The following is a 20,232-nucleotide window of genomic DNA, read 5'->3' as shown; positions in this document are numbered from 1 at the left end:
ATTTGCACCATATGTCTTTAGTCACATCTTGAGTTTGAAACAATGGGTTTAACACTTGATGCGAGCAATTTTCGGAAGGACTTGAATCCCCTATGGCAATCGAATTCATCCCCACCGCTGACCTGGTTGACGAGATCGGCCCGGACGTGCGTTCCTGCGATACTCAGATGCGTAACCTCGGCGGTCGCGTGGAGTTCTGCGGCAAGATCTCCACGGTCAAGTGCTTCCAGGACAACGCGCTGCTGAAGAAGGTCCTCTCCGAGCCGTCTGAGGGCGGCGTGCTTGTCATCGACGGTGACGCTTCTGTTCACACGGCGCTGGTCGGTGACGTTATTGCGGGGCTCGGCAAGGACAATGGCTGGGCTGGTGTGGTCGTCAATGGCGCGATCCGTGACTCCAAGCTGATTGGCGAGATGGACTTCGGCTGCAAGGCGCTTGGCACCAACCCGCGCAAGTCCACCAAGACCGGCGAGGGCGAGCGCGACGTCGTTGTCTCCTTCGGCGGCATCGACTTCGTTCCGGGCGAGACGCTCTACGCTGACTCCGACGGTATTGTCGTGCGCTAGTGCGCTTGTGAGCTATGGGCAAACAAAAGCCTTAAGCAATAGCCGTAAACAAAACCGCCGCCTCCCGGAATCTTCCAGAAGACGGCGGTTATTTTGTCGGGCTGACCGGATTTGAACCGACGACCCCCTCACCCCCAGTGAGGTGCGCTACCAAACTGCGCTACAGCCCGCGTGCACGAAAGTGCAACGAGCTATAGGTTACATCATTGGAGTTTGAAGGCGAAAATCGCCCCTGGCACCTTCCCTGGCCACCGCATTACTGCAGGTAGATGGTCACAGGCGTGGATGTCTCCGCCATCTGTCCCTCCGGCGGATCGATCGAGGCAACCTTACCCATGATCGCGGCCACAGAGTTGGTCGGATTGCCCGCGGCGTCGACGACAGTCACATTCTGGTAGCCGTTGGTACGCAATTCCACCTCAACCGATGCCGGACTCTTGCCCACCACGCCCTGCGGGATGGTGCCCCAACCGCTGCTGCGCTCACCGGGGCCGGGGATAGCTGGCGGCGACTCGCGAAGTTGGTCGAGCTCCTGCTCGAGGCGCTCACGGGTGTCGTTAATCGTACCCGACGGGTCCAAGCGATCGGTGGGACTTGTCGTGGTTTCTTCCGGCGAGGTTGTCGTCGGCGTCGGGCTTGACGACGTCTCCTGCGTCGGCTCCGCCGCATTGTCGTTGGTGTCCTCGGTTCCGGAAGTAAAGGACAAGACTAGGGCTACCAGCGCGACTACGGCCACCATGGCGGCGATGGCCACAATGGCGACAGGCTTACCCCACCCCTTCTTGGAGTCATCATTGCCACTGTTGCCACGGTTATTACCGCGGTTGTTGCCGTTGTTCATGTCACCGTAACCGCCTGCGCCACCTGCGGCGTACTGCTGGGTTGCGCCTGCCTGCTGGCCCGCCTGACCATAGCCGCGTTCTTCTTCAGAAAGCGGAGCCCAGTACTGGCCGCTCCCCTGCGCGCCACCGCCTTGCGCTCCGGCACCAGCGCCGGCACCGGCTCCTGCACCGGCACCTCGCGAGTTCTCAAAACGTGTTTCATCGCCGCGCTGCAGGAATTGTGTCTCAGAGGAGTCGCCACCGAAGTATTCGGTCGGCTGCTCACCCGCGAAGTCGGCATCTGGGTTATATCCGCGGTATCCCTCGTCCCGCGGAATGTAGCGAGTCGCGGAGTCATCGCCGTATGAGCTTGAGGAATCGCGTCCGTAGCTGTTGTCTCGGCCATCGTGCTGAGAGCCGTCACGGTTATTGCCGCGCCTGACCATTGTCAGTTCTCCTTATCGCTAATTTACTGAAACTCTAAAATGCCAACGAAAAGCCCAAAATGCAATTGCCTAAATCACATTTTGGGCTTTTCTCGGCTCGCCTCGCGCAACTGGCGGAGCTTAACAGCAGGTCCTAGCGGCGCTTCTTCTTCTCGCGGACACGCACCGCGATGCGCACCGGCGAGCCCTCAAAACCGAATTCTTCACGCAGCTTGCGCTCCAGGAAGCGACGGTAGCCGTGCTCCAGGAACCCAGTTGTGAACAGCACAATCACCGGCGGGCGCGAGGATGCCTGGGTGGCAAACAGCACGCGCGGCTGGCGGCCACCACGCAGCGGTGGCGGGTTCTGCTGCATGATCGCACGCAACCAAGTGTTCAGGCGACCAGTGGAGATGCGCTTATCCCACGACTCCACGGCCTCCAGCATGGCCGGTTCCAGCTTCTGCACAGCGCGACCGGTCTTGGCGGAGATGTTCACCCGACGAGCCCACGGCACGTGTGCTAGCTGCTCTTCAATTTCGCGCTCGAGCAGATCGCGGCGGTCCTCATCCATGAGGTCCCACTTGTTGTAGGCCACCACGAGTGCACGACCGGAGTCGAGAATCATGCGCAGCACGCGCTGATCCTGCTCTGTAATCTGCTCGGAGGCATCGACCAGGAAGATCACGACCTCGGCGTTGTCAATCGTCGAACGAGTACGCAGCGAAGCGTAGAACTCGTGGCCCTTGGCGGTCTTGGTCTTCTTGCGGATACCAGCGGTATCCACGAAGCGCCACAGCGCCTCGTCCATCTGCACCAGCGAGTCCACCGGGTCAACCGTGGTACCAGCCACGTCGCTGACCACAGCGCGATCTTCACCGGAGAGCTTGTTCAACAGCGAGGACTTGCCCACGTTCGGCTTGCCCACCAGCGCCACGCGACGCGGCCCGGTCGGCAGCGACTTCGCACGCGGCACCTCCGGGAAGGAGGACACCACTTCGTCCATTACGTCGGCATTGCCACGACCGTGGAGGGCCGAGGTTGGGTGCGGCTCGCCGAGTCCGAGGGCCCAGAACTCCGCGACGTCGCCAAGCTGCGAATCCGACTCAAACTTGTTGGCGGCGAGAATAACCGGCTGCTCCGCGCGCTGCAGGCGGCGGGCCATGACCTCTTCCGTGGCGGTGATGCCGACGGTGGTGTCGACGACCATGACAATCACATCGGCGGTCTCCATGGCGGTCTCCGCCTGACGAGCAATCGCCGCATGCATGCCCTTCGCATCCGGATCCCAGCCGCCAGTGTCCTGCACCCAGAAGCGACGACCGCCCCATTCACCCAGGTAGGAGATGCGGTCACGGGTCACGCCTGGGAAGTCTTCGACAACTGCTTCACGACGGCCAATGAATCTGTTAACCATGGTGGACTTACCAACATTCGGTCGTCCCACTATGGCCACGGTCGGAAGAGCTTCTTCCTCCTCGTCGCTCACACCAAGCGCTGCGAAAGCATTTTCCAGTTCTTCCCAGTCGGCATCGTCGTCGATCTGGCCGGTCTCGGCGCGCTCGATGGCTTCGGAGATGATCGTCTCGTGGTCAGCGATCGTGCGGTCGATGAACTCATCTGCGCTGGTGTGGCTGCCTGCGGTGCCCGGCGCGTTTTCGCTCTCCACATTTGCGACCAGGTGTCCGGCGGTGTCGTCCTCGGAGTCCTCGTAGGAGTCCTCGTAAGAGCCCTCGAACTCCTCGTTGTCGACATCGTCCCAGTCCATGGTGGACCCCGGGTAGCCGGTCTCAACGACATCGAGGACGTTTTCCACGACCTCTTCGATATCCATCTCAGAGGTGTCCAGAATGAACGCATCCTCGGCTGGCTTCAGCGGAGAGGTCGCACGGTTGCTGTCGAGTTCATCGCGGCGGATGACGTCGGCAAGCACGGTGTCGAAGTCAGCCTCACGACCAGCAGCGATGTCCTGGTCGTAGCGGCGGCGAGCGCGTACCTCGGCGGAGGCGGTCATGAAGATCTTCGCCGGAACGTCCGGGAGCACGACCGTGCCGATGTCACGGCCTTCCACCACACAGCGCACAGCCGATGCGGCCAGCGAACGCTGGAGTGCGACCAGGTTGGTGCGCACGGCCGGAATCGCGGAGACCGCCGACACGTTGCGGGTGACCTCCGGGCCGCGAATCTCGCCGGAAACATCCTCGCCGTCGAGGAGGACGGCGGTGGAGTTCGGGTCATCGGAGACTTCCAGCGGCAGGGCGGCCGTCGCCTTGGCCACGGCTTCCTCGTCGGTCGGGTCGATGCCCTGGCGCAGCACCCACAGGGTGGCCACGCGGTACATTGCGCCGGTGTCCAAGTACTTTGCACCCAGCTCGGTTGCGACCATCCGGGAGACAGTCGACTTGCCAGTGCCGGAAGGGCCGTCAATGGCAACCAACAGCATGTCGTCAGTGTTCTGCTCGCTCATGTGGGCTCCTTCAGCTCCTTGGTTTTCTTCGTTCTTTTTCACTAGTGCCATTTACAGCCCCACCGCGTTGTAGAGGGAGGTCAGCTCAGCGCGGTTGAGTGCGCGGAGAGCGCCCGGGGTCTGCTCGCCCAACTGGACAGTGTGAATCTTAGTGCGCACCAGACGCTCGACCGGGAAGCCCGCAGTCTCGAGCATCCGGCGGACGATGTGCTTGCGGCCCTCGTGCAGCTCGATGCGGACGATAGAGCGACCCTGCCAGACGTCGATGATCTGCGCCATGTCCGCCTTAGCGATGCCGTCATCGAGTTCAATGCCCTTTTCCAGCTCACGCATGACCTTGGCATCGACCTCGCCGACAACAGTGGCCATGTAGGTCTTGGTGACCTCGTAACTCGGGTGCATCAGACGGTTGGCCAGCTCACCATCGTTGGTAAGCAGCAGCAGCCCTTCGGTGGGCGCATCCAGGCGGCCCACGTGGAAGAGTCGCTGACCAGCGCTGATCTTCTCACCGATGATGTCGCCCACACACGGGCGGCCCATGTCATCGTGCATGGTCGACTGCACGCCACGTGGCTTGTTCAGGACGAAGTACTGCATGTCCTCATTGACGATGACGCGGGAACCATCGACGCGAATCACCGACGTGTTCGGGTCCACCCGCACGCCCTGTCGCGTCACGATCTTGCCATCGACCTCGACGCGGCCTTCGTCGATAAGCTTTTCCGCCATGCGACGCGACGCCACGCCTGCCTGCGCGAGCACCTTCTGCAGGCGCACACCCTCGCCTGCTTCGCTGTGAACGCGCTTGCCCGAGCCTCGGCGGTCGGAGTCCACGTGCTGGTGGCGCGCCGGGCGGGCGTTGGATACGTAGATGTCCTTCGCGTGGACGTTGGAGGTCTCCATCTTCGCGCCGCTGTCGCGACGGCTGCGGTTGCGCTGGGCGTTAGTGGAGCCGCGGTTGGAGTGATTCTTACGGTTCTTGTGTGCCGGTGTGCCTTCTCGGCGAGCGGGTTTAGCCACTTGACCTACATCCTTTTCAAGCGTTGGAGATTGTTCTGTTTGTTAGAACGTCAGCGCCAGGCGACGCTGTTCTCTCCCCCGTGGGCCCAAAATGGCCGGTGGAAGCAGGTTAATAAAGAGAATTACAGAGAAAGCCTCGCGCCTTGTCGTCTAGCCACCTTAGCACGTTTTTCGCAAAACGCCAGCTTAACGACGTCCCGCGCGGCCTCCACCTACAGCGTCTTTTACAGCGCTGCGGCCCACTCTCGCACGCCCGGCAGCCACTGCGTAGCTTTCGCCACAAACTCCTGCCGGTCCAGCCTGCCCGCTCCGGCCTGCACCGACCCCAGCAGCGGCACCCCGGTGATGCGCGGCAGTTCCTCCAGGTTCGTCTCAATGATCGGGTCGACCTCCGCCGGCAACGAACCGCCGACCAGCGCCGTGACATTGACCCCACGGCCCCGCGCCACCTCGACGGTAAGCTCCGCCTCGTTCAGGCAACCCAAATCCAACCGCGTCACGACCACCATCTGACTACCCGGCAGCAACCCCGCCAGCTCCGGCAGCGCCCAGTCCTCGCCGAGTCGCACCAGCAGCCCGCCCGCGCCCTCCACGAGGACAACGCGGTTCGGCCCGTCGATAAGCTTGATCTTCTCCGCGATCTCCATGGCCTCCGGCAGGCGCATTCCCGCGCGCTGCGCCGCCGCCACCGGCGCCATCGGCTCGGGGTAACGCTCGAAACCATGCAGGTTGTCGATCCCCGTCAGCTCCGCGACAGTGTCCAAATCACCGCCATTTGGGCCCGGAAAACCGGTCTGAATCGGCTTGACGACGTGCACCTCCTTGCCCTCCTCGCGAAGTGCCGCTGCCAGGGCTGCTGTGCCGACGGTCTTTCCAATATCGGTACCGGTGCCTGTGACAAGGACGATGCTCATGGTGGTTGATGCTCCTTTTGGTTGCGCTACTTGCGTTCTTTCTCGGCGGCGACGATGGCGGCGATGGCCTCGCAGATGCGGTCGACCTCGGCATTGGTGCTGATGTACGGCGGCATGGTGTAGACCAACTTGCCGAATGGCCGCAGCCACACCCCGGCATCGACAGCTGCTGCAGTGGCCAGACCCATGTCCACTGGGCGCTGCATCTCCACGGCACCGATTGCGCCAAGAACACGCACGTCGACCACGGCATCACTGTTGGATAGGGGCTGGAGCTGTTCGCGGAGCCGGGATTCGATGCGCGGGACATCCTCACGCCACTGCCCCTCTGCAATCAGGTCGAGCTGCGCGCAGGCCACCGCACAGGCCAAGGGGTTGCCCATGAAGGTCGGGCCGTGCATGATGCCTCCACCTGCGCCACTGGAAATGGTGCGAGCCACATCGGCGGTGGCGAGGGTGGCTGCGAAGCTCATAAAGCCGCCGGTCAGCGCCTTGCCGACACACATAATATCCGGCACAATCCCGGCCGCCTGCGTCGTGAACAGGTCACCGGCCCGGCCGAAGCCGGTGGCGATCTCATCCGCGATGAGAAGGATTCCGTGCTTGTCACACAGCTTCCGGAGCCCCACAAGCAGCTCGTGGTCATGAAACCGCATGCCACCCGCTCCTTGGACCACCGGTTCAATGATGATGCCGGCGACGGAGTCGTCGATAAGCGAATCGAAGTGCGCGAGATAGCGTGCGCGTTCCTCTTCGGTTGCGCCGCGGGCGGGTGGTTTGTCGGCGAAGACCTGCGGAGTCCACTGGCTCGTCCACAGCGAATGCATGCCGCCCTCGGGGTCGCAGACGGTCATGGGCGCGCGGGTGTCACCGTGATAGCCGCCGCGCCACGTGGCCAGGCGGGTGCGCTCGGGATGGCCTTTGGCCTGCTGATACTGCAACGCCATTTTGATCGCCACCTCGACGGAGACCGAACCCGAGTCCGAGTAAAAAATGGCATCGAAGCCGGGGCCTGCGAGCTTTAGGAGCTTCTCTGCCAGCTCAATGGCCGGACGGTGTGTGAGTCCGCCGAACATGACATGCGACATCGTGGTGGCCTGCTTCTTCGCGGCTGCGACCAGCTTCGGGTGCGAGTGGCCGTGACAGGCGGCCCACCAGCTGCTCATGCCATCAATGAGGGTGCGGCCGTCGGCGAGGTGGAGGTTCACGCCCTCGGCGGACTCAACCAGCTTGGGCGCGACCGGCGACGGGATGGGGCCGTATGGGTGCCAGATGTGGTCGGCGTCGAATTCGGCGAGGTTGGCGATGGCTGGCTGGGAGTGCTGCGGGGTGTGTGGTTGGGCGGGCGGCGGGGTGGTTTCCGAGGCTGTCATGATACTCAAGCATAATACCTGTACAGCGCCCGACTTGAACGCCGTTCGGGGTTGGTGGTGGAACTTCTCACAAGGATTACAGACAGTCTCAGCGACTTTACGACACCCATGTCACCTCGTGGCAGCTGTGGAGGTGGCATGAGGTGACACTCGTGTCGTGAAGTGGAGTTTGGGGTGGCGTTTGGGGCGCGACCGGAAGCGGCAGCGGGATCGGCTGCGGGAGCGGCAGCGGAACCGGGGCTAAATCCGATAAGCCAGCCAGCTAGTACAGCCGCCCCGCTTGGCTCCACACTCGTCGGCGACGCATGGCCAACTCGGCCGCCTTTCCTGTGATTGTGAGGGGCGGCCTCCCGAAGGCGTAGTTTCCGCGATAGCAACTGCCACCATTTGCCAGGTGACGCCGGATTTCCGCAGCCGCTTGCCGCAAGGTGGCTACGGCAGAGCCGTCGAAAAGCTGTGACCAGACGATCCGGATGACATTCAGTCCGAGATTCTTCAGGCGTTTCTCGCGCTCCAGCTCCTTTGCGATTGCCACCTGCGTGTCCGCGACCCCGCCATCAGTGTATTTCATACGGCCATCGAACTCGACGATCAGCCCAAGTTCGGGCAGGTAGAAGTCCACACGCGCGATGAAGCCACGATCATCCCGAAAGGAAACCTGCTGAAGCAACGGAGCCCGAGAATCGTCGACAGCAGCTAGCCCCGCCTGGACGATTGCTTCTTTAGTGAGCGATTCCCCAATGCTTTCCGACGACGCTGTCGCTTGCCTCAACAACCTCCTGGCCTGTGTATTTCCCGGAGCGCGAGGATATGCAGCCAACGTAGCCAACAGTTCCTCGGTGTCCGTGTGGCGCTGGAGGGCGGCGTCGGCAAGCACTAGTGCATTGTGCGGGGTGCGGGAACGGCAGACGTCGATGACGGACTTTGGGACATCGGTGACGAGGCGGCCATCGACTTCTACGATGTCCTCGGGGAGAATCCGGCCGGAGACGCGGATGAGGCGTTTGTGCGGCTGGTACGGGCCATTCGGTGTGCTTCGCGATTGCCCGCGCTTGCGGCCGGAGTTGGCGATTGCGATGGGAGCGTTGTGCGTGAGTAGAGGTAAACCGTGGAGAGCAGCGGCGGCATCGCGGGTGACTACGGTGGCGGTGCCGCGATGGATGAGCGCTTTAATTTCCAGGATGTAACGTTCGGTGCTGTTTAGGGCGAGCCACCTGTCGACAGGCACGTACGCGCCGTGTGCGAGCCACAGGAGGCTGCCGCTTTTGGCCCGCCGGAGGAGATCTCGGTCGGAGTGCTGGCCGATTCGGGAGATTGCGAATGTGCTGGGCCGGGCGCATTCGCGCTGCTGGCCGGTACGGATGATGTCGTCGACGTCGAAGATCCACTGCGGCATCGGATTGCGCTCCTGAGGTCCAGGCAACTGCTGGTGGGTGGTGTTGTGAGTGTTGGTGAGTGTTTGCGTGTTTGCGAGTGCTTGCGAGTGCTACGTTCTCATTTTTGGGCTCACACGGAGACTCAGGAGGCATCGATTTGGCGTCGACTGTGGATAGTTTGCAGTTTTCGGGAGTTATCCACAGTGTGTGTGGTGGGTGTGGTGTGCGGTGTGGGGGTGCAGTGGGGTGCAAAGGCTCGCGGTGAGCTGTAGCGAGCAGCAACCCAGCCCGAAATGCGACTTCACGACACCCATGTCACTTCGTGGCAGCTGTGGAGGTGGCATGAGGTGACACCCGTGTCGTGAAGTGGATCGATGACCGAGGAGCGAATCAATAGCCGTCAGGCGAATCTATTAACGGAGTGAGCCCCACCTAGTCCAGCGGCTCGTCGATCAAGTCGACCTCAGGCAACAGCGGAGCCAAATCAGGCAGCTGGTCCAGCGAATCAATCCCCAAAAGCTCCAGGAACAGCGTCGTCGTAACGTACAAATGCGCACCGGTTGCCGGGTCCTCTCCGGACTCCGCAATCAGACCGCGCGCGACCAGCGTGCGCATCACGCCATCAACATTGACACCGCGCACACCGGAGACCTGCGCACGCGTGGCCGGCTGTCGGTAAGCCACCACTGCCAGCGTCTCCATAGCTGCACGTGAGAGCTTCGACTGCGAGCCATCCAGCAAGAATCGCTCCACCGCGCTGGCGTGGGCGGGAGCTGTGTAAAACCGCCAGCCCTCATCCGTTTCACGCAGCTCAATGCCGCTGCGTCGTGCACGGTATTCGTACTCGATCTCGCGAAGCACGTCACGGACATCGCTTGCGGAAACATCCAGCGCCCGCGCCATATCCTCCGCCGCCACCGGCGTATCGACTACCAGCAGAATCGACTCCACGCCTGCTCGCAACGGGTCAATGGGCGGCAACTGCGCCGAAGAAGCAGACGCGGGCTCCACGGCCTGCTCGGATGGTGCGGAACTGGTTTCGCTCATGCGCGTCAGATTACGCAACCTTCCGCGCCGGGCGCTAATTGGCCGGGCGCTAATCAGCTGTTAGCACCAGCCGCCTACTCCCAGTTCGCCGCCGCCACGACGGCCGGGTCCACGTCGAGCCCTGTCCAGGCCACGTGGATTTCCTCCAGCGCCTCCTCCTGCTCCACACCAATCGCCTTGGCTCGGTAGAGCTCCAGCAGCGCCAGGAACCGCCCGACAACTTCCATGGACACGCGGCACTCCGATGTCAGCTGCGTAAACGTCAGCCAGGTCCCCTCGCCGGCCAGCCGCAGCGAGTCCAGAATCTTGCCCGCCTGCTCCGGCACGGACACGGGCACTCCGTGGATGTGCCCGACGCCGACTTCCTCCGGGGGCTTCGGCCGCATCACGACGGCCGCAAACTCGGCGAACTCCCCGAGCGTCATGCCCAGGCGCTCGGGCGGCAGCAGCTCCTCGAACTGCTTGTCCGGCCCCACAGCTCGCGGATAGCGTCGAGGCGCGGTCTTCTGCCACTCCTCGAACTGATCGGCTACCTTGCCATAGGCCTGGTATTGCAGCAGTCGGGCGAACAGCAGGTCGCGCGCTTCTAGCAGTTCGAGGTCTTCTTCGCTGTCGACGTCGCCACGCGGCAGAAGCCGTGCGGTCTTGAGGTCGAGCAGCGTCGCTGCCACGACGAGGAATTCGGTGATTTCGTCGAGGTCGCTAACCGCATCAAGGCTGCGCGTGTACGCGATGAACTCGTCGGTCACCGCCGCCAGCGCGACCTCCGTGACGTCCATCTTTTTGCTGCTGATGAGCTGCAGCAGCAGGTCGAAAGGTCCGTTGAAGTTCGCGAGCGCGACGCGGAAGCCGGTGATCTCTTCCTGCACGCCATCGCTTGACGACGGTTCGGGAGTGTAACTATCCGGGGAAGTCACCTATTATTTGCGGCCTTTGCGCTCGATGACCTCGCGGGCCAGGTTGCGGTACTGTGCCGCAGCTGGGGTGTTCGGTGCCCAGGTGGTGATGGGCTCGCCGGCGACGGAGGTTTCCGGGAAGCGGACGGTACGGGTGATGACCGTGTCGAAGACCTTGTCCCCGAAGACCTCGATGAGGCGTTCCATGACTTCCTTGGCGTGGCGGGTGCGGCGGTCAAACATGGTGACCAGGATGCCGGAGACTTCCAGGTTGAAGTTCAGGCGGTCGCGGACCTTGGCCACCGTGTCGGTGAGCAGTGCCAGACCGCGCAGGGAGAAGTACTCCGCCACCATTGGGATGATGACGCCCTCAGCGATGGTCAGCGCATTGACGGTCAGCAGGCCTAGCGACGGCTGGCAGTCAATGATGATGAAGTCGTAGTCATTCATCACTGGGCGCAGCGCGCGTCCGAGGGCCTGTTCGCGGCCGACTTCGTTGACAAGCTGGATTTCCGCAGCCGACAGGTCAATGTTGGCCGGGACCAGATCCAGGCCGGAAACCTTGGTGTGGTGGATGGCGTCGCGGACGTCGGTGGTGTCGTCGACGATGAGGTTGTAGACGGTCAGGTCGAGTTCCTCATGCGGGACACCGAGGCCGGCGGATAGTGCGCCTTGCGGGTCCAAGTCAACGAGCAGGACTTTACGGCCGAACTCAGCCAGCGCCGCGCCCAGATTAATGGTCGAGGTGGTCTTACCCACGCCGCCCTTCTGGTTACACATTGCCAGGATGACTGCGGGGCCATGACTGTTCAGGGGTGCGGGTTCCGGCAGCTCACGTGCCGGACGACCGGTGAGACCGAGTTCAACTCGATCGGCCTCAAACAACCCTTCTTCAGCCACAGTCAATCCCTCTTCCTTGAAGATTTCTCATCAATTCTACTGCGCGATATATTACCGCCACATATTACCGCGAGTATTCAGCCCGTGGGTGAGCCCCCGCCCAGACTCGGCGCATATTCTCCGCGGTAATCATGGTGTAAATCTGGGTCGTCGTCACCGAGGCGTGCCCCAGCAGCTCTTGGACAACGCGCACATCGGCACCGCCCTCAATCAGGTGTGTGCCGAAACTGTGGCGCAGGGTGTGCGGGGAAATTTTCACCTTCAGCCCGGCGCGCTCACCCAGCTCCGCCAGTGTATTTCCCGCCGACTGCCGAGACAGCCTGCGCCCCAGTGAGTTAATAAACAGCGCCGGCCCGGAGTTCGCCCGCACCCAGCTTGGCCGCCCGCGTGTCAGCCACGCATCCAGCGCCGCCATGGCCGGCGATCCCACGGGCACGATGCGCTCCTTGCCACCCTTGCCGCGCAGCAGCACGAGGTTGGTGTCGCGGTCCACGTCATCGATATCCAGGCCGGTGACCTCGGAAACGCGCGCACCAGTCGAGTACAGAAACTCCACCAGCGCGCGGTTGCGCAAATCCGTCACGTCAGCGGTGTCATCGTTGGGGATGGACTCGATAAGCCGGGTGACCTCATCAATGCTGAGCGCCTTCGGATACCGCGAGGGCTGCTTCGGCGGCGCCACCCGCTTGGCGACATCCACATCCAACGCGCCCTCACCCACCGCGAACTTGTGGAAGCTCCGCACGGCCGACAGTGACCGCGTCACCGAGGTCGGGGCCAGTGCCGGCCTGCCCGTCGACTTATCTCCCCGCGCGAGATACGCCAAGAACTCTGTCACATCTTGCTCGGTGACCTGCGCCAATTCCGCGCGCCCAATCTCCCGCAGATAGGTGCGGTACTTCTCCAAGTCGCGCTTATAACTGGCGAGCGTATTCGCCGACAAGCCCTTTTCCACCGCGAGGTAGGTGACGAAGGCATCGACAAGCGGATCGATCGAACTCATCGGATACGTTTCAAATCCGCGCCGGCGCCGAGCTGCTCCGTTCGACGCTGAGCCAGGGCCGTCGGCCGAATGTCGAACGGCTCCGCGACCGAGCGCGGCGTCGCACCCCTCAGCAGCACCTCCGCCGCCAGCAGAATGCCGGACAGCGCGATACCGTTGAGGATCTCTCCGCGCAGTGCCATCGCCACCGCATCCTCGACGCCGATCCACGACGCAGTCATGTCCGCTTCCTCATCGTGAGCTTCCGGCTTATCGACGGCACGGAGACCCCGGGCCAGATAGATTCGAACCGCTTCCTCTGCGAAGCCGGGCGAGCTGAACATATCGGTAAGCAGGGACCAGGACTCGGCCTCCAGCCCAGCTTCCTCCACCAGCTCCCGCTTGGCGGCCTCCAGCGGGTCTTCGTCTGCGACATCGAGAAGCCCGGCCGGCAGCTCCACTAGGCGCTTCCCTGCCGTCTGCCGCCACTGATTCAGCAAGTAGAGACGGTTATCCTCATCTGCGGCAACGACCGCGACAGCGCCGAAATGTTCCACAATCTCGCGGGCAGAAATATTCCCACCCGGCATTCGCACCTGGTCGCGACGGACCGCGAGAATAGGTGCCTCGAGAACAATCTCGGAATCAACAACGTCAAATTCGTGCGCCATGAGATTCACTCTAATAGGTAGGCCGGATTCACCCTCGCGGAGCCGAAGCTAGTTGTGCTTGAGGGCTGCGGCGATGAGGCCGTCGAAAAGCGGATGGGCGTGGGTGGGGCGTGACTTCAGCTCCGGGTGCGCCTGCGTGGCCACGAGGTACGGGTGTACGTCCGTGGGGTACTCGACGAATTCGACGAGCTTGCCGTCCGGCGAGGTGCCCGAGATGACCAGGCCCGCCTCTTCGAGCTGGGCGCGGTAGGCGTTGTTGACCTCGTAGCGGTGGCGGTGGCGCTCGGTGACTTCGGTGGTGCCGTAGAAGCGCGCGACGACGGAGTCTTCGGCGAGCTTCGCCGGGTAGGAGCCCAGGCGCATGGATCCGCCCAGGTCAGCCTCGCCGGAGACGGCCTGGAGCTGCTCCTCCATCGTGGCGATGACCGGCTCTGCCGCGTTCTCGTCGAACTCAGTGGAAGAAGCGCCTTCAACACCTGCGGTACGTGCTGCCTCGATGACAACACACTGCATACCCAGGCAGATTCCCAACAGTGGCGTGCCGGTTTCCTTGGCGTAGCGGATGGTCGCGATCTTGCCTTCAATGCCGCGCCCGCCGAAGCCACCGGGGATGACAATCGCGTCCACGCCGGCCATGTTCTTCTTCAGCCCCTCCGGGGTTTCGCAATCATCAGAGGCAATCCAGCGGATGTTCGCCTTCACGTGGTGGGCGAAACCGGCGGCACGCACGGCTTCCGCGACGGACAGGTAAGCGTCCGGCAGGTCAATGTACTTACCGACGAGCGCCACCGTGACCTCGCCCTTCGGGTTGTGGACGCGCTCAAGCAGGTCTCCCCACACGGCCCAATCCATGTCCCGGAACGGCAGGTTCAGGCGGCGAATGATGAAGGTGTCCAGGTGCTCTTCATAGAGGACCTTCGGGATGTCGTAGATGCTCGGTGCATCCGGGCAGGACACCACGCCCTCGCGGTCGATGTCGCACATCAGCGCAATCTTGTTCTTGAGGGAGTCGGGGACGTCGCGGTCGCATCGCAAAACGACGGCATCGGGAACCAGGCCAATCGAGCGAAGTTCGGCCACCGAGTGCTGGGTGGGCTTGGTCTTCAGTTCCTTGGAGGGGCCGAGGTACGGAACCAGTGACACGTGGAGGTAGAAGACGTTTTCGCGGCCGACGTCGTGACGCACTTGCCGCGCGGCTTCCAGGAAGGGCTGCGATTCGATATCGCCGACGGTGCCGCCGATTTCGGTGATGACCACGTCGGGCTTTTCGCCGTTCGCGTCGGCATTGCCCATAGCGACGATGCGGGATTTAATCTCGTCGGTGATGTGCGGGATGACCTGGACGGTCTGGCCGAGGAATTCGCCGCGGCGCTCCTTGGCGATGACCGAGGAATAGACCTTGCCGGTGGTGACATTGCCGCCGGCGGAGAGGTTGCGATCGAGGAAGCGCTCGTAGTGACCGAGGTCTAGGTCGGTTTCGGCGCCGTCTTCGGTGACGAAGACCTCGCCGTGCTGGAAGGGGTTCATGGTGCCCGGATCCACGTTGAGGTAGGGATCGAGCTTCTGCATAGTCACTTTGAGACCACGCGAGGTAAGCAGGCGGCCGAGCGACGCCGCGGTTAAGCCTTTTCCGAGGGAGGAGGCTACGCCTCCTGTAACGATGATGTATTTCGTAACCACGGGACTTCAGAATATCGCTTGCGCGGGTGTAAGCGCAAGCGACTTTTCATAATGGCGGATACTTATTTCATATTTGGGTAACTTTTGCGGAGCTGCACCCCATCCGCCGGTGGGGTCCAGGGGCAAGTGGCAGCTACGCGATATTCTCAAAAATCATGGTCTCCTGGATGCATAAACGCGATCTCGTCATTACCCTCGGGGCTATGACTGATTTAACGAATAAGACCATTGCAGTATTGGCCACTGACGGATTCGAGGACTCCGAGCTGACTAGCCCGGCTGAGGCCGTGAAGGATGCCGGTGCGACCGTGCACGTTATCTCCACGGAGGAAGGCTCCATCGAGGGCAAGAATGGCACGAAGGTGGACGTCGATAAGCTGACCAACAGCGTTTCTGCTGATGATTACGATGCCCTGATCCTGCCGGGCGGCACCGTGAATGCTGACCAGATTCGCATCGATAAGGATGCCGTGGCCCTGGTGAAGGGATTCGCCACAGCCGACAAGCCCATCGGCGTGATTTGCCACGGCGGTTGGATTCTCACCGACGCGGATGCACTGAAGGGTCGCACGATTACCTCCTACATCAGCGTCAAGACCGACTTGGTGAACGCTGGCGCTAACTGGGTCGACGAGGAAGTTGTCGTTGACGGCAACCTGATTTCCTCCCGTACCCCGGCTGACCTTGAGGCTTTCAACAAGGCGCTCGTAGAGAACTTCTAACTCGCCTGCCCCAAGACTCATCAAAGGAAGGCTGTTACCATGACTTCGTATTGGGATAATCCAAAGTCACTGTGGGATCAGATTCCACAAAATGATGCGGAAGATGCTTCCAAGCAGCAGCCCTCCGAGCAACAGCTTTCCGCGCAGCAGCCCTCCACTCCTGAGCAACCTCACGCACCTGAGCAGCTTCCGCCACAGCAAGGGCATTACCGGGGATTGCTCTCGCACAACAACATCGTTATCCAGCAGATTCGAAACTTCATAGCGGATGATTTCGACATCCTGGATACCGAGGGCAATTGCATCGGCAAGATTGAAACTACTGGCGGCACGCTGAGCCGCATGTTTATGGGCTCTCGTCGTCTGACAGTGTCCGAACCAGACGGCACTCCGGTGTTCGTTATTACCGATCCGACCGATTTCGCCCTTGACAGCTACGAGGTCTACTACCCCGACCCGCAGGCGACAAGCCCCGAGGGCAAGCAGCAGGTCGGAGCAGACTCGTCGCGCCTATTGGCAACTATTCAGCAAAAATTTGCGTTCTTTAAGCGGCGACTGGAGATCTCCATCCCCGGTTTTGCTCATTGCGAGGTCGACGGCGACGTTTGGCATTACGACGCAACCTACAAGATTAATGACATCGAAGTTGCACAGATGTCACGCAAGTGGTCGGGTTTTACAAATATGCTAACCGGCAATGAGCGCTATGTACTGCAGCTCAAGGATGATTTGCCGCCACAGCTACGCGCAGCCATTATTGGCGCGGCCATTGCCCTGGATTTGATGGCAAAAAAGGCGCGATCCGACAGCCAGTGACTGCTGCCGACAACGCGCCCTACCTCTTGTCTGGTTCTACCGCCGCTTATTGTCGCGGTTGCGACTATCGCTACCGCGATCCCGCAGCCTGAGCGATGCGTCCGTCGATTTCCGTGATGCCGGCAGAAACGGCATTGACATGTTCTGGGCGAACATTGGCATTGTCATTGATGCCGCCTTCCACAAAGCCGGTTACCGGCACGCACGGAACTTCTACGTTGCGCCCCAGCGCATTGGCTACCTGCGCGATTGCCCGCGGCGAGAAGGTCAGGCCCATATGACCCGACAGATCGGCAGAGCATCCCTCTTGGAGAAGAATGTTTGTGGAAGTCGGCGCCTGCCACTGGCTTGCAGCCATTGGAGTGACGGCTTCATCAACCTGGGTAGAGATTGCAACATAGTTGACACCCGGCTGCTCCAAGCCGCCCTCATTCATCTTGGCCATGAACTCGCTATGCTGCAGCAGATCCACCAGGCTCGGGCTGACAATGTACCCCGCAGCCTTATTGCCAGCATTGTCGAACTGGTCGAGCTGCTCCAAACCATAGGAGATACCGAGCAACGATGTGCCGTGCAGGACTCCCGCCAGGGACACTACCGTGCCTATACCCCGGCCCTGCTCCTGCTTGGCGTAAGCGGCAGCCAATGTGCCACCAGCAGAGTGACCAACAATATCGACGGCGGTAGCACCAGTTTCAGCCTTGAGAGCGTCAATCTTTGCAGTCAGCTCAGCCAAAGCGGTGTCTAGCGGGGTCATATTGCGCATGGTTGGAATAGAGCCAAGCACCGAAAACTCGTCAGGACCCAGCTTGCCGACGTTAAATGCGTACAGACACTTACCCATTGCCTTTAGCTCCGGCGCCATGCGCGCATAGGTCTGGTACGAGTTCGAGTTCATCCCGTGGATCATGACCACCGGATTCTCTCCAGGAGCAGGAACACAGTGCACATTTGTGCCCTCTGGACTGATGTTTTCCGTCATCCCCTGGTTAACCATGACGGTGGGGAAATCATTTGCCTTTGGGCCCCACTCACCCATTTCCGTCCAGGACAGGACTTGATTACCGCCAGCTTCTGCACCCGAAGCCGGTGCGGCAGCCGCGATAGGAGCCGCTGCCATAGCGACACCAGCTGCAGCTACCAGTGCCGTAGCTGACCGCGCCAGCTTCGAAAATGCTCGATGAGTACCCATGATTACTCCTTGCGTAGAACAGTGAATAGTAAAACGCTTCCAATAAGAACTACGGCATGGGCAAGAGCAAAAACAGGCTATGAATCACAATCGTACTTTGAAAGGCGACCAATCAAAGCCCCTAAATAGGGTTAATAAAATGTGAACTAAATATAACTATAATACTATCCACCTCCAGCTCCGCAGGCTTTTAAAGTGATATCGCCCATAGGCCAAAACAGGCCGCACTTTCGTTGCAATGCCACAGGATCACTGCCGATACCTAAATCGCCGGTGAGATTAAACACCTGTTCCATCATTACTTCGGGCAGCGAGCGATGCGGACGCTCGATACCTTCAGCAAGGAAACCGAGTCACCGATTGCAGAAATCAGCGAAAGCACCTTTCACCTGCCCGTACAGTAAGGTATTTCGCATGCACAAACGACACATATTCGCCCTCGCACTGACCATTCCAGCGCTGTGCCTTTCGGCGTGCTCCAACGGAGAACCGGAAAAAGCACCGGAGCCGACTACCGTTACAAAAACCGTCACCAACCCAGAAAGCAGCACAGAATCGACGACACTATCCACTACCAAGACTCCCAACCCGTCGACACCCCCGACCCGGACAACGGAAAGCTCCGGACCCACTGGTTACACTGGCGCCCCCCACTGGTGAGCCGACAGCTATAAACAAAACAATTTCGCATTGTGCGAAATCCTCGCAGGGACTCTACGAACAAGGCACCACCTGGTTTACCGACGGCACCTCCGGCTGGACACAGTATTGCGCCAACAATTTCTATGACGGCCCTTCCACGAACACCGCCCCGGAGCCTCAGAACAACGAGCCATCCCCGTGGGTTCAAGGCCAAATCGACTGGGCTGATTGCCTGAACTCTGGCCATTCCGAGGAAGAGTGTCGCGCGATGTTGAATTAAGAAGCCGCTGCCGCCTTCGCCGAAAAGCACTCGCAGCGGCAGCTTCGCCAATTCAATTCATAGCCACCACCGCCCCCGAAAAATCCCCACGATCCCCTACCGCACGCTCTCCCCAGCCTGCAGCGAGATTGGTGACGCATTGCCCCGCGCCGTCGTCACCGAGAAGTTTGCCTTACTTGCTAGGTAGCGGTCATCGGAGGCCTCAATCGGCACTCCGTCCAGCGTGAATGCACGGCGCCGGACTCGCAGCAAAGGCGCACCCACCTGGATCTTCAGCAGTGCAGCATCCTCTTCATTGGCCGGAACCGCATCAATGGTGCGCGTCGCATACGCAATGTCCACACCGCTATCCAACAGGTGGCGGTAAATGGACCCCGAATCAGTATCAAAGGTCAGAATGTGCTTGCCGACGTCCAGAGGGTAATTCAATCTCTCGACCATAGCTGGTTCCCCATCCATAAGCCGGAGCCGAAGTACGGAGGTAGCCGCCACCGTCCGCCAGGCAATCCCGTCTTTCATTGCCCACTGCCTCTACCTGTTGGACACCAACATCCGCTCGGCCACGCTACTCGGCGTCGTCGGCGCAGTCGGCATTGGCTTCCAGTTGCTCAATGCCTCTCGAGTCAACCAGTTCGACGTCGTCACCTACATCCTCATCCTCATGGTCGCTGTCGTCCTCGTCGTCGAGGCGCTGTCCATGTGGCTGCGGGCCGCCGTTCGTTAATTCACTCCCCAGTCCGCGTCCCCTTCTACCGAAAAAGGAAAAACTCATGACTTACCAGCTCGCTATCTTCGACATGGCTGGCACCACCATCGACGACCGTGATGAGGTCTACCGCATCCTCCGCGAAGCCACCGTACGCGAAGGTGCCCGCTACTCCGACGAGACTTTCCAACGTTACATGGGTACCGAAAAGTTCTGGGCGATCGGCAATCTGCTCCGTGAAGGCGGCATCGAACCGACGCCAGAGGTCCACAACCACGCCTGGGAGTTCTTCCGCGCCGAACTTGCTCGCACCTACAAGGACAACCCTCCAACCCCACTGCCAGGCGTCGAAGACATGCTGAAGGCACTGCACGAAAAGGGCATCAAAATTGGCTTGACGACGGGCTTTGCGCGCGAAATCGTCGATATCATTGTCTCCTCCATGGGCTGGGACAACGGAATTATCGACACAGTTGTCGCCGGCGACGAAGTCGAGCACGGCCGCCCAGAGCCCGACCAACTCCTGGCTGTCATGGAGAAGCTCGGCATCACTGACAAGGCGGCCGTTATTAGCTCTGGCGACACCGAGGCCAATGTCCGTTCCGCCGAGGACACCGGCGTCACCACCGTCGGTGTGCTCACCGGTCACCTGACTCGCGAACTGTTCGAGTCCCTCGGTGCTGATTACGTTCTGAATTCCTCCGCGAACCTACTGGACATCGTCGGAAAGTAGGCC

The 20,232-nt window shown here is 61.0% G+C and carries 18 protein-coding genes, 1 tRNA gene and 1 pseudogene; 5 read left to right on the top strand and 15 right to left on the bottom strand.

What is annotated here, in order from left to right:
- Window positions 1–92 precede the first annotated feature (92 nt).
- Window positions 93–566: a ribonuclease E activity regulator RraA gene (gene rraA / locus NQ014_RS02195; RefSeq protein ID WP_016422839.1), complete on the top strand. Its 474-nt coding sequence runs from the start codon at window positions 93–95 to the stop codon at window positions 564–566.
- Between the two features lie 96 nt (window positions 567–662).
- Here the strand turns inward: rraA and NQ014_RS02190 are convergent.
- The 13 genes from NQ014_RS02190 to NQ014_RS02130 form a co-directional block, all read right to left on the bottom strand.
- Window positions 663–736, bottom strand: a tRNA-Pro gene (locus NQ014_RS02190).
- An 86-nt stretch (window positions 737–822) separates the two neighbouring features.
- The gene (locus NQ014_RS02185) at window positions 823–1,833 is read right to left on the bottom strand and encodes a PASTA domain-containing protein (protein ID WP_257073435.1); all 1,011 of its coding nucleotides are present in this window, start codon (window positions 1,831–1,833) and stop codon (window positions 823–825) included.
- Between the two features lie 133 nt (window positions 1,834–1,966).
- On the bottom strand, window positions 1,967–4,279 hold the full coding sequence (der, locus tag NQ014_RS02180) for a bifunctional cytidylate kinase/GTPase Der (RefSeq protein WP_257073432.1): 2,313 nt from the start codon (window positions 4,277–4,279) through the stop codon (window positions 1,967–1,969).
- Window positions 4,280–4,330: 51 nt separating this feature from the next.
- Window positions 4,331–5,182 carry a pseudouridine synthase gene (locus NQ014_RS02175; protein WP_257073767.1) on the bottom strand — a complete coding sequence of 284 codons (852 nt, stop codon included), beginning with the start codon at window positions 5,180–5,182 and terminating at the stop codon, window positions 4,331–4,333.
- A gap of 341 nt (window positions 5,183–5,523) precedes the next feature.
- Complete coding sequence (gene bioD / locus NQ014_RS02170; RefSeq protein ID WP_306438411.1) at window positions 5,524–6,213, bottom strand: dethiobiotin synthase; 690 nt, start codon at window positions 6,211–6,213, stop codon at window positions 5,524–5,526.
- A gap of 26 nt (window positions 6,214–6,239) precedes the next feature.
- Window positions 6,240–7,586: an adenosylmethionine--8-amino-7-oxononanoate transaminase gene (locus NQ014_RS02165; protein WP_257073429.1), complete on the bottom strand. Its 1,347-nt coding sequence runs from the start codon at window positions 7,584–7,586 to the stop codon at window positions 6,240–6,242.
- Between the two features lie 262 nt (window positions 7,587–7,848).
- A complete protein-coding gene (locus NQ014_RS02160) occupies window positions 7,849–9,009 on the bottom strand; it encodes an endonuclease domain-containing protein (protein ID WP_257073427.1) in 1,161 nt (386 codons plus the stop codon).
- A gap of 385 nt (window positions 9,010–9,394) precedes the next feature.
- Window positions 9,395–10,009 carry an SMC-Scp complex subunit ScpB gene (scpB, locus tag NQ014_RS02155; RefSeq protein WP_005511298.1) on the bottom strand — a complete coding sequence of 205 codons (615 nt, stop codon included), beginning with the start codon at window positions 10,007–10,009 and terminating at the stop codon, window positions 9,395–9,397.
- 74 nt (window positions 10,010–10,083) lie between these two features.
- Window positions 10,084–10,926 carry a ScpA family protein gene (locus NQ014_RS02150; RefSeq protein WP_257073424.1) on the bottom strand — a complete coding sequence of 281 codons (843 nt, stop codon included), beginning with the start codon at window positions 10,924–10,926 and terminating at the stop codon, window positions 10,084–10,086.
- Window positions 10,927–10,929: 3 nt separating this feature from the next.
- On the bottom strand, window positions 10,930–11,805 hold the full coding sequence (locus tag NQ014_RS02145; protein ID WP_224433469.1) for a ParA family protein: 876 nt from the start codon (window positions 11,803–11,805) through the stop codon (window positions 10,930–10,932).
- A 64-nt stretch (window positions 11,806–11,869) separates the two neighbouring features.
- Window positions 11,870–12,808 carry a site-specific tyrosine recombinase XerD gene (locus NQ014_RS02140; protein WP_257073417.1) on the bottom strand — a complete coding sequence of 313 codons (939 nt, stop codon included), beginning with the start codon at window positions 12,806–12,808 and terminating at the stop codon, window positions 11,870–11,872.
- Window positions 12,805–13,458, bottom strand: a complete 654-nt coding sequence (locus tag NQ014_RS02135; RefSeq protein WP_257073414.1) for an NUDIX hydrolase — start codon at window positions 13,456–13,458, stop codon at window positions 12,805–12,807. Before NQ014_RS02135 ends, NQ014_RS02140 begins: the two co-directional genes overlap by 4 nt.
- 48 nt (window positions 13,459–13,506) lie before the next feature.
- Complete coding sequence (locus tag NQ014_RS02130; protein ID WP_257073411.1) at window positions 13,507–15,138, bottom strand: CTP synthase; 1,632 nt, start codon at window positions 15,136–15,138, stop codon at window positions 13,507–13,509.
- 203 nt (window positions 15,139–15,341) lie between these two features.
- On the opposite strand from NQ014_RS02130, the gene NQ014_RS02125 reads away from it, so the two are divergent.
- Window positions 15,342–15,860, top strand: a complete 519-nt coding sequence (locus tag NQ014_RS02125; protein WP_257073410.1) for a type 1 glutamine amidotransferase domain-containing protein — start codon at window positions 15,342–15,344, stop codon at window positions 15,858–15,860.
- Window positions 15,861–15,899: 39 nt separating this feature from the next.
- Window positions 15,900–16,676: an LURP-one-related/scramblase family protein gene (locus tag NQ014_RS02120; protein ID WP_257073407.1), complete on the top strand. Its 777-nt coding sequence runs from the start codon at window positions 15,900–15,902 to the stop codon at window positions 16,674–16,676.
- A gap of 70 nt (window positions 16,677–16,746) precedes the next feature.
- Here NQ014_RS02120 and NQ014_RS02115 read toward each other — a convergent pair whose 3' ends face one another.
- The gene (locus NQ014_RS02115) at window positions 16,747–17,868 is read right to left on the bottom strand and encodes a triacylglycerol lipase (RefSeq protein ID WP_257073405.1); all 1,122 of its coding nucleotides are present in this window, start codon (window positions 17,866–17,868) and stop codon (window positions 16,747–16,749) included.
- Between the two features lie 1,018 nt (window positions 17,869–18,886).
- Window positions 18,887–19,309, bottom strand: coding sequence for a GntR family transcriptional regulator (locus NQ014_RS02110; protein WP_373467694.1), 423 nt, complete (start codon window positions 19,307–19,309; stop codon window positions 18,887–18,889).
- Between NQ014_RS02110 and NQ014_RS02105 the strand changes: the two are divergent.
- Window positions 19,275–19,514, top strand: a pseudogene (locus NQ014_RS02105) (PhnE/PtxC family ABC transporter permease); the annotation flags it as partial. The gene NQ014_RS02110 and the pseudogene NQ014_RS02105 overlap by 35 nt on opposite strands.
- A 46-nt stretch (window positions 19,515–19,560) precedes the next feature.
- A complete protein-coding gene (locus NQ014_RS02100; RefSeq protein WP_257073399.1) occupies window positions 19,561–20,229 on the top strand; it encodes an HAD hydrolase-like protein in 669 nt (222 codons plus the stop codon).
- Window positions 20,230–20,232: the final 3 nt, after the last annotated feature.

It is taken from the genome of Corynebacterium sp. 5QC2CO, from assembly GCF_024580435.1.
Classification (GTDB): Bacteria; Actinomycetota; Actinomycetes; order Mycobacteriales; family Mycobacteriaceae; genus Corynebacterium; species Corynebacterium jeikeium_D.
This window is presented reverse-complemented; position numbering and strand designations above follow the sequence as displayed.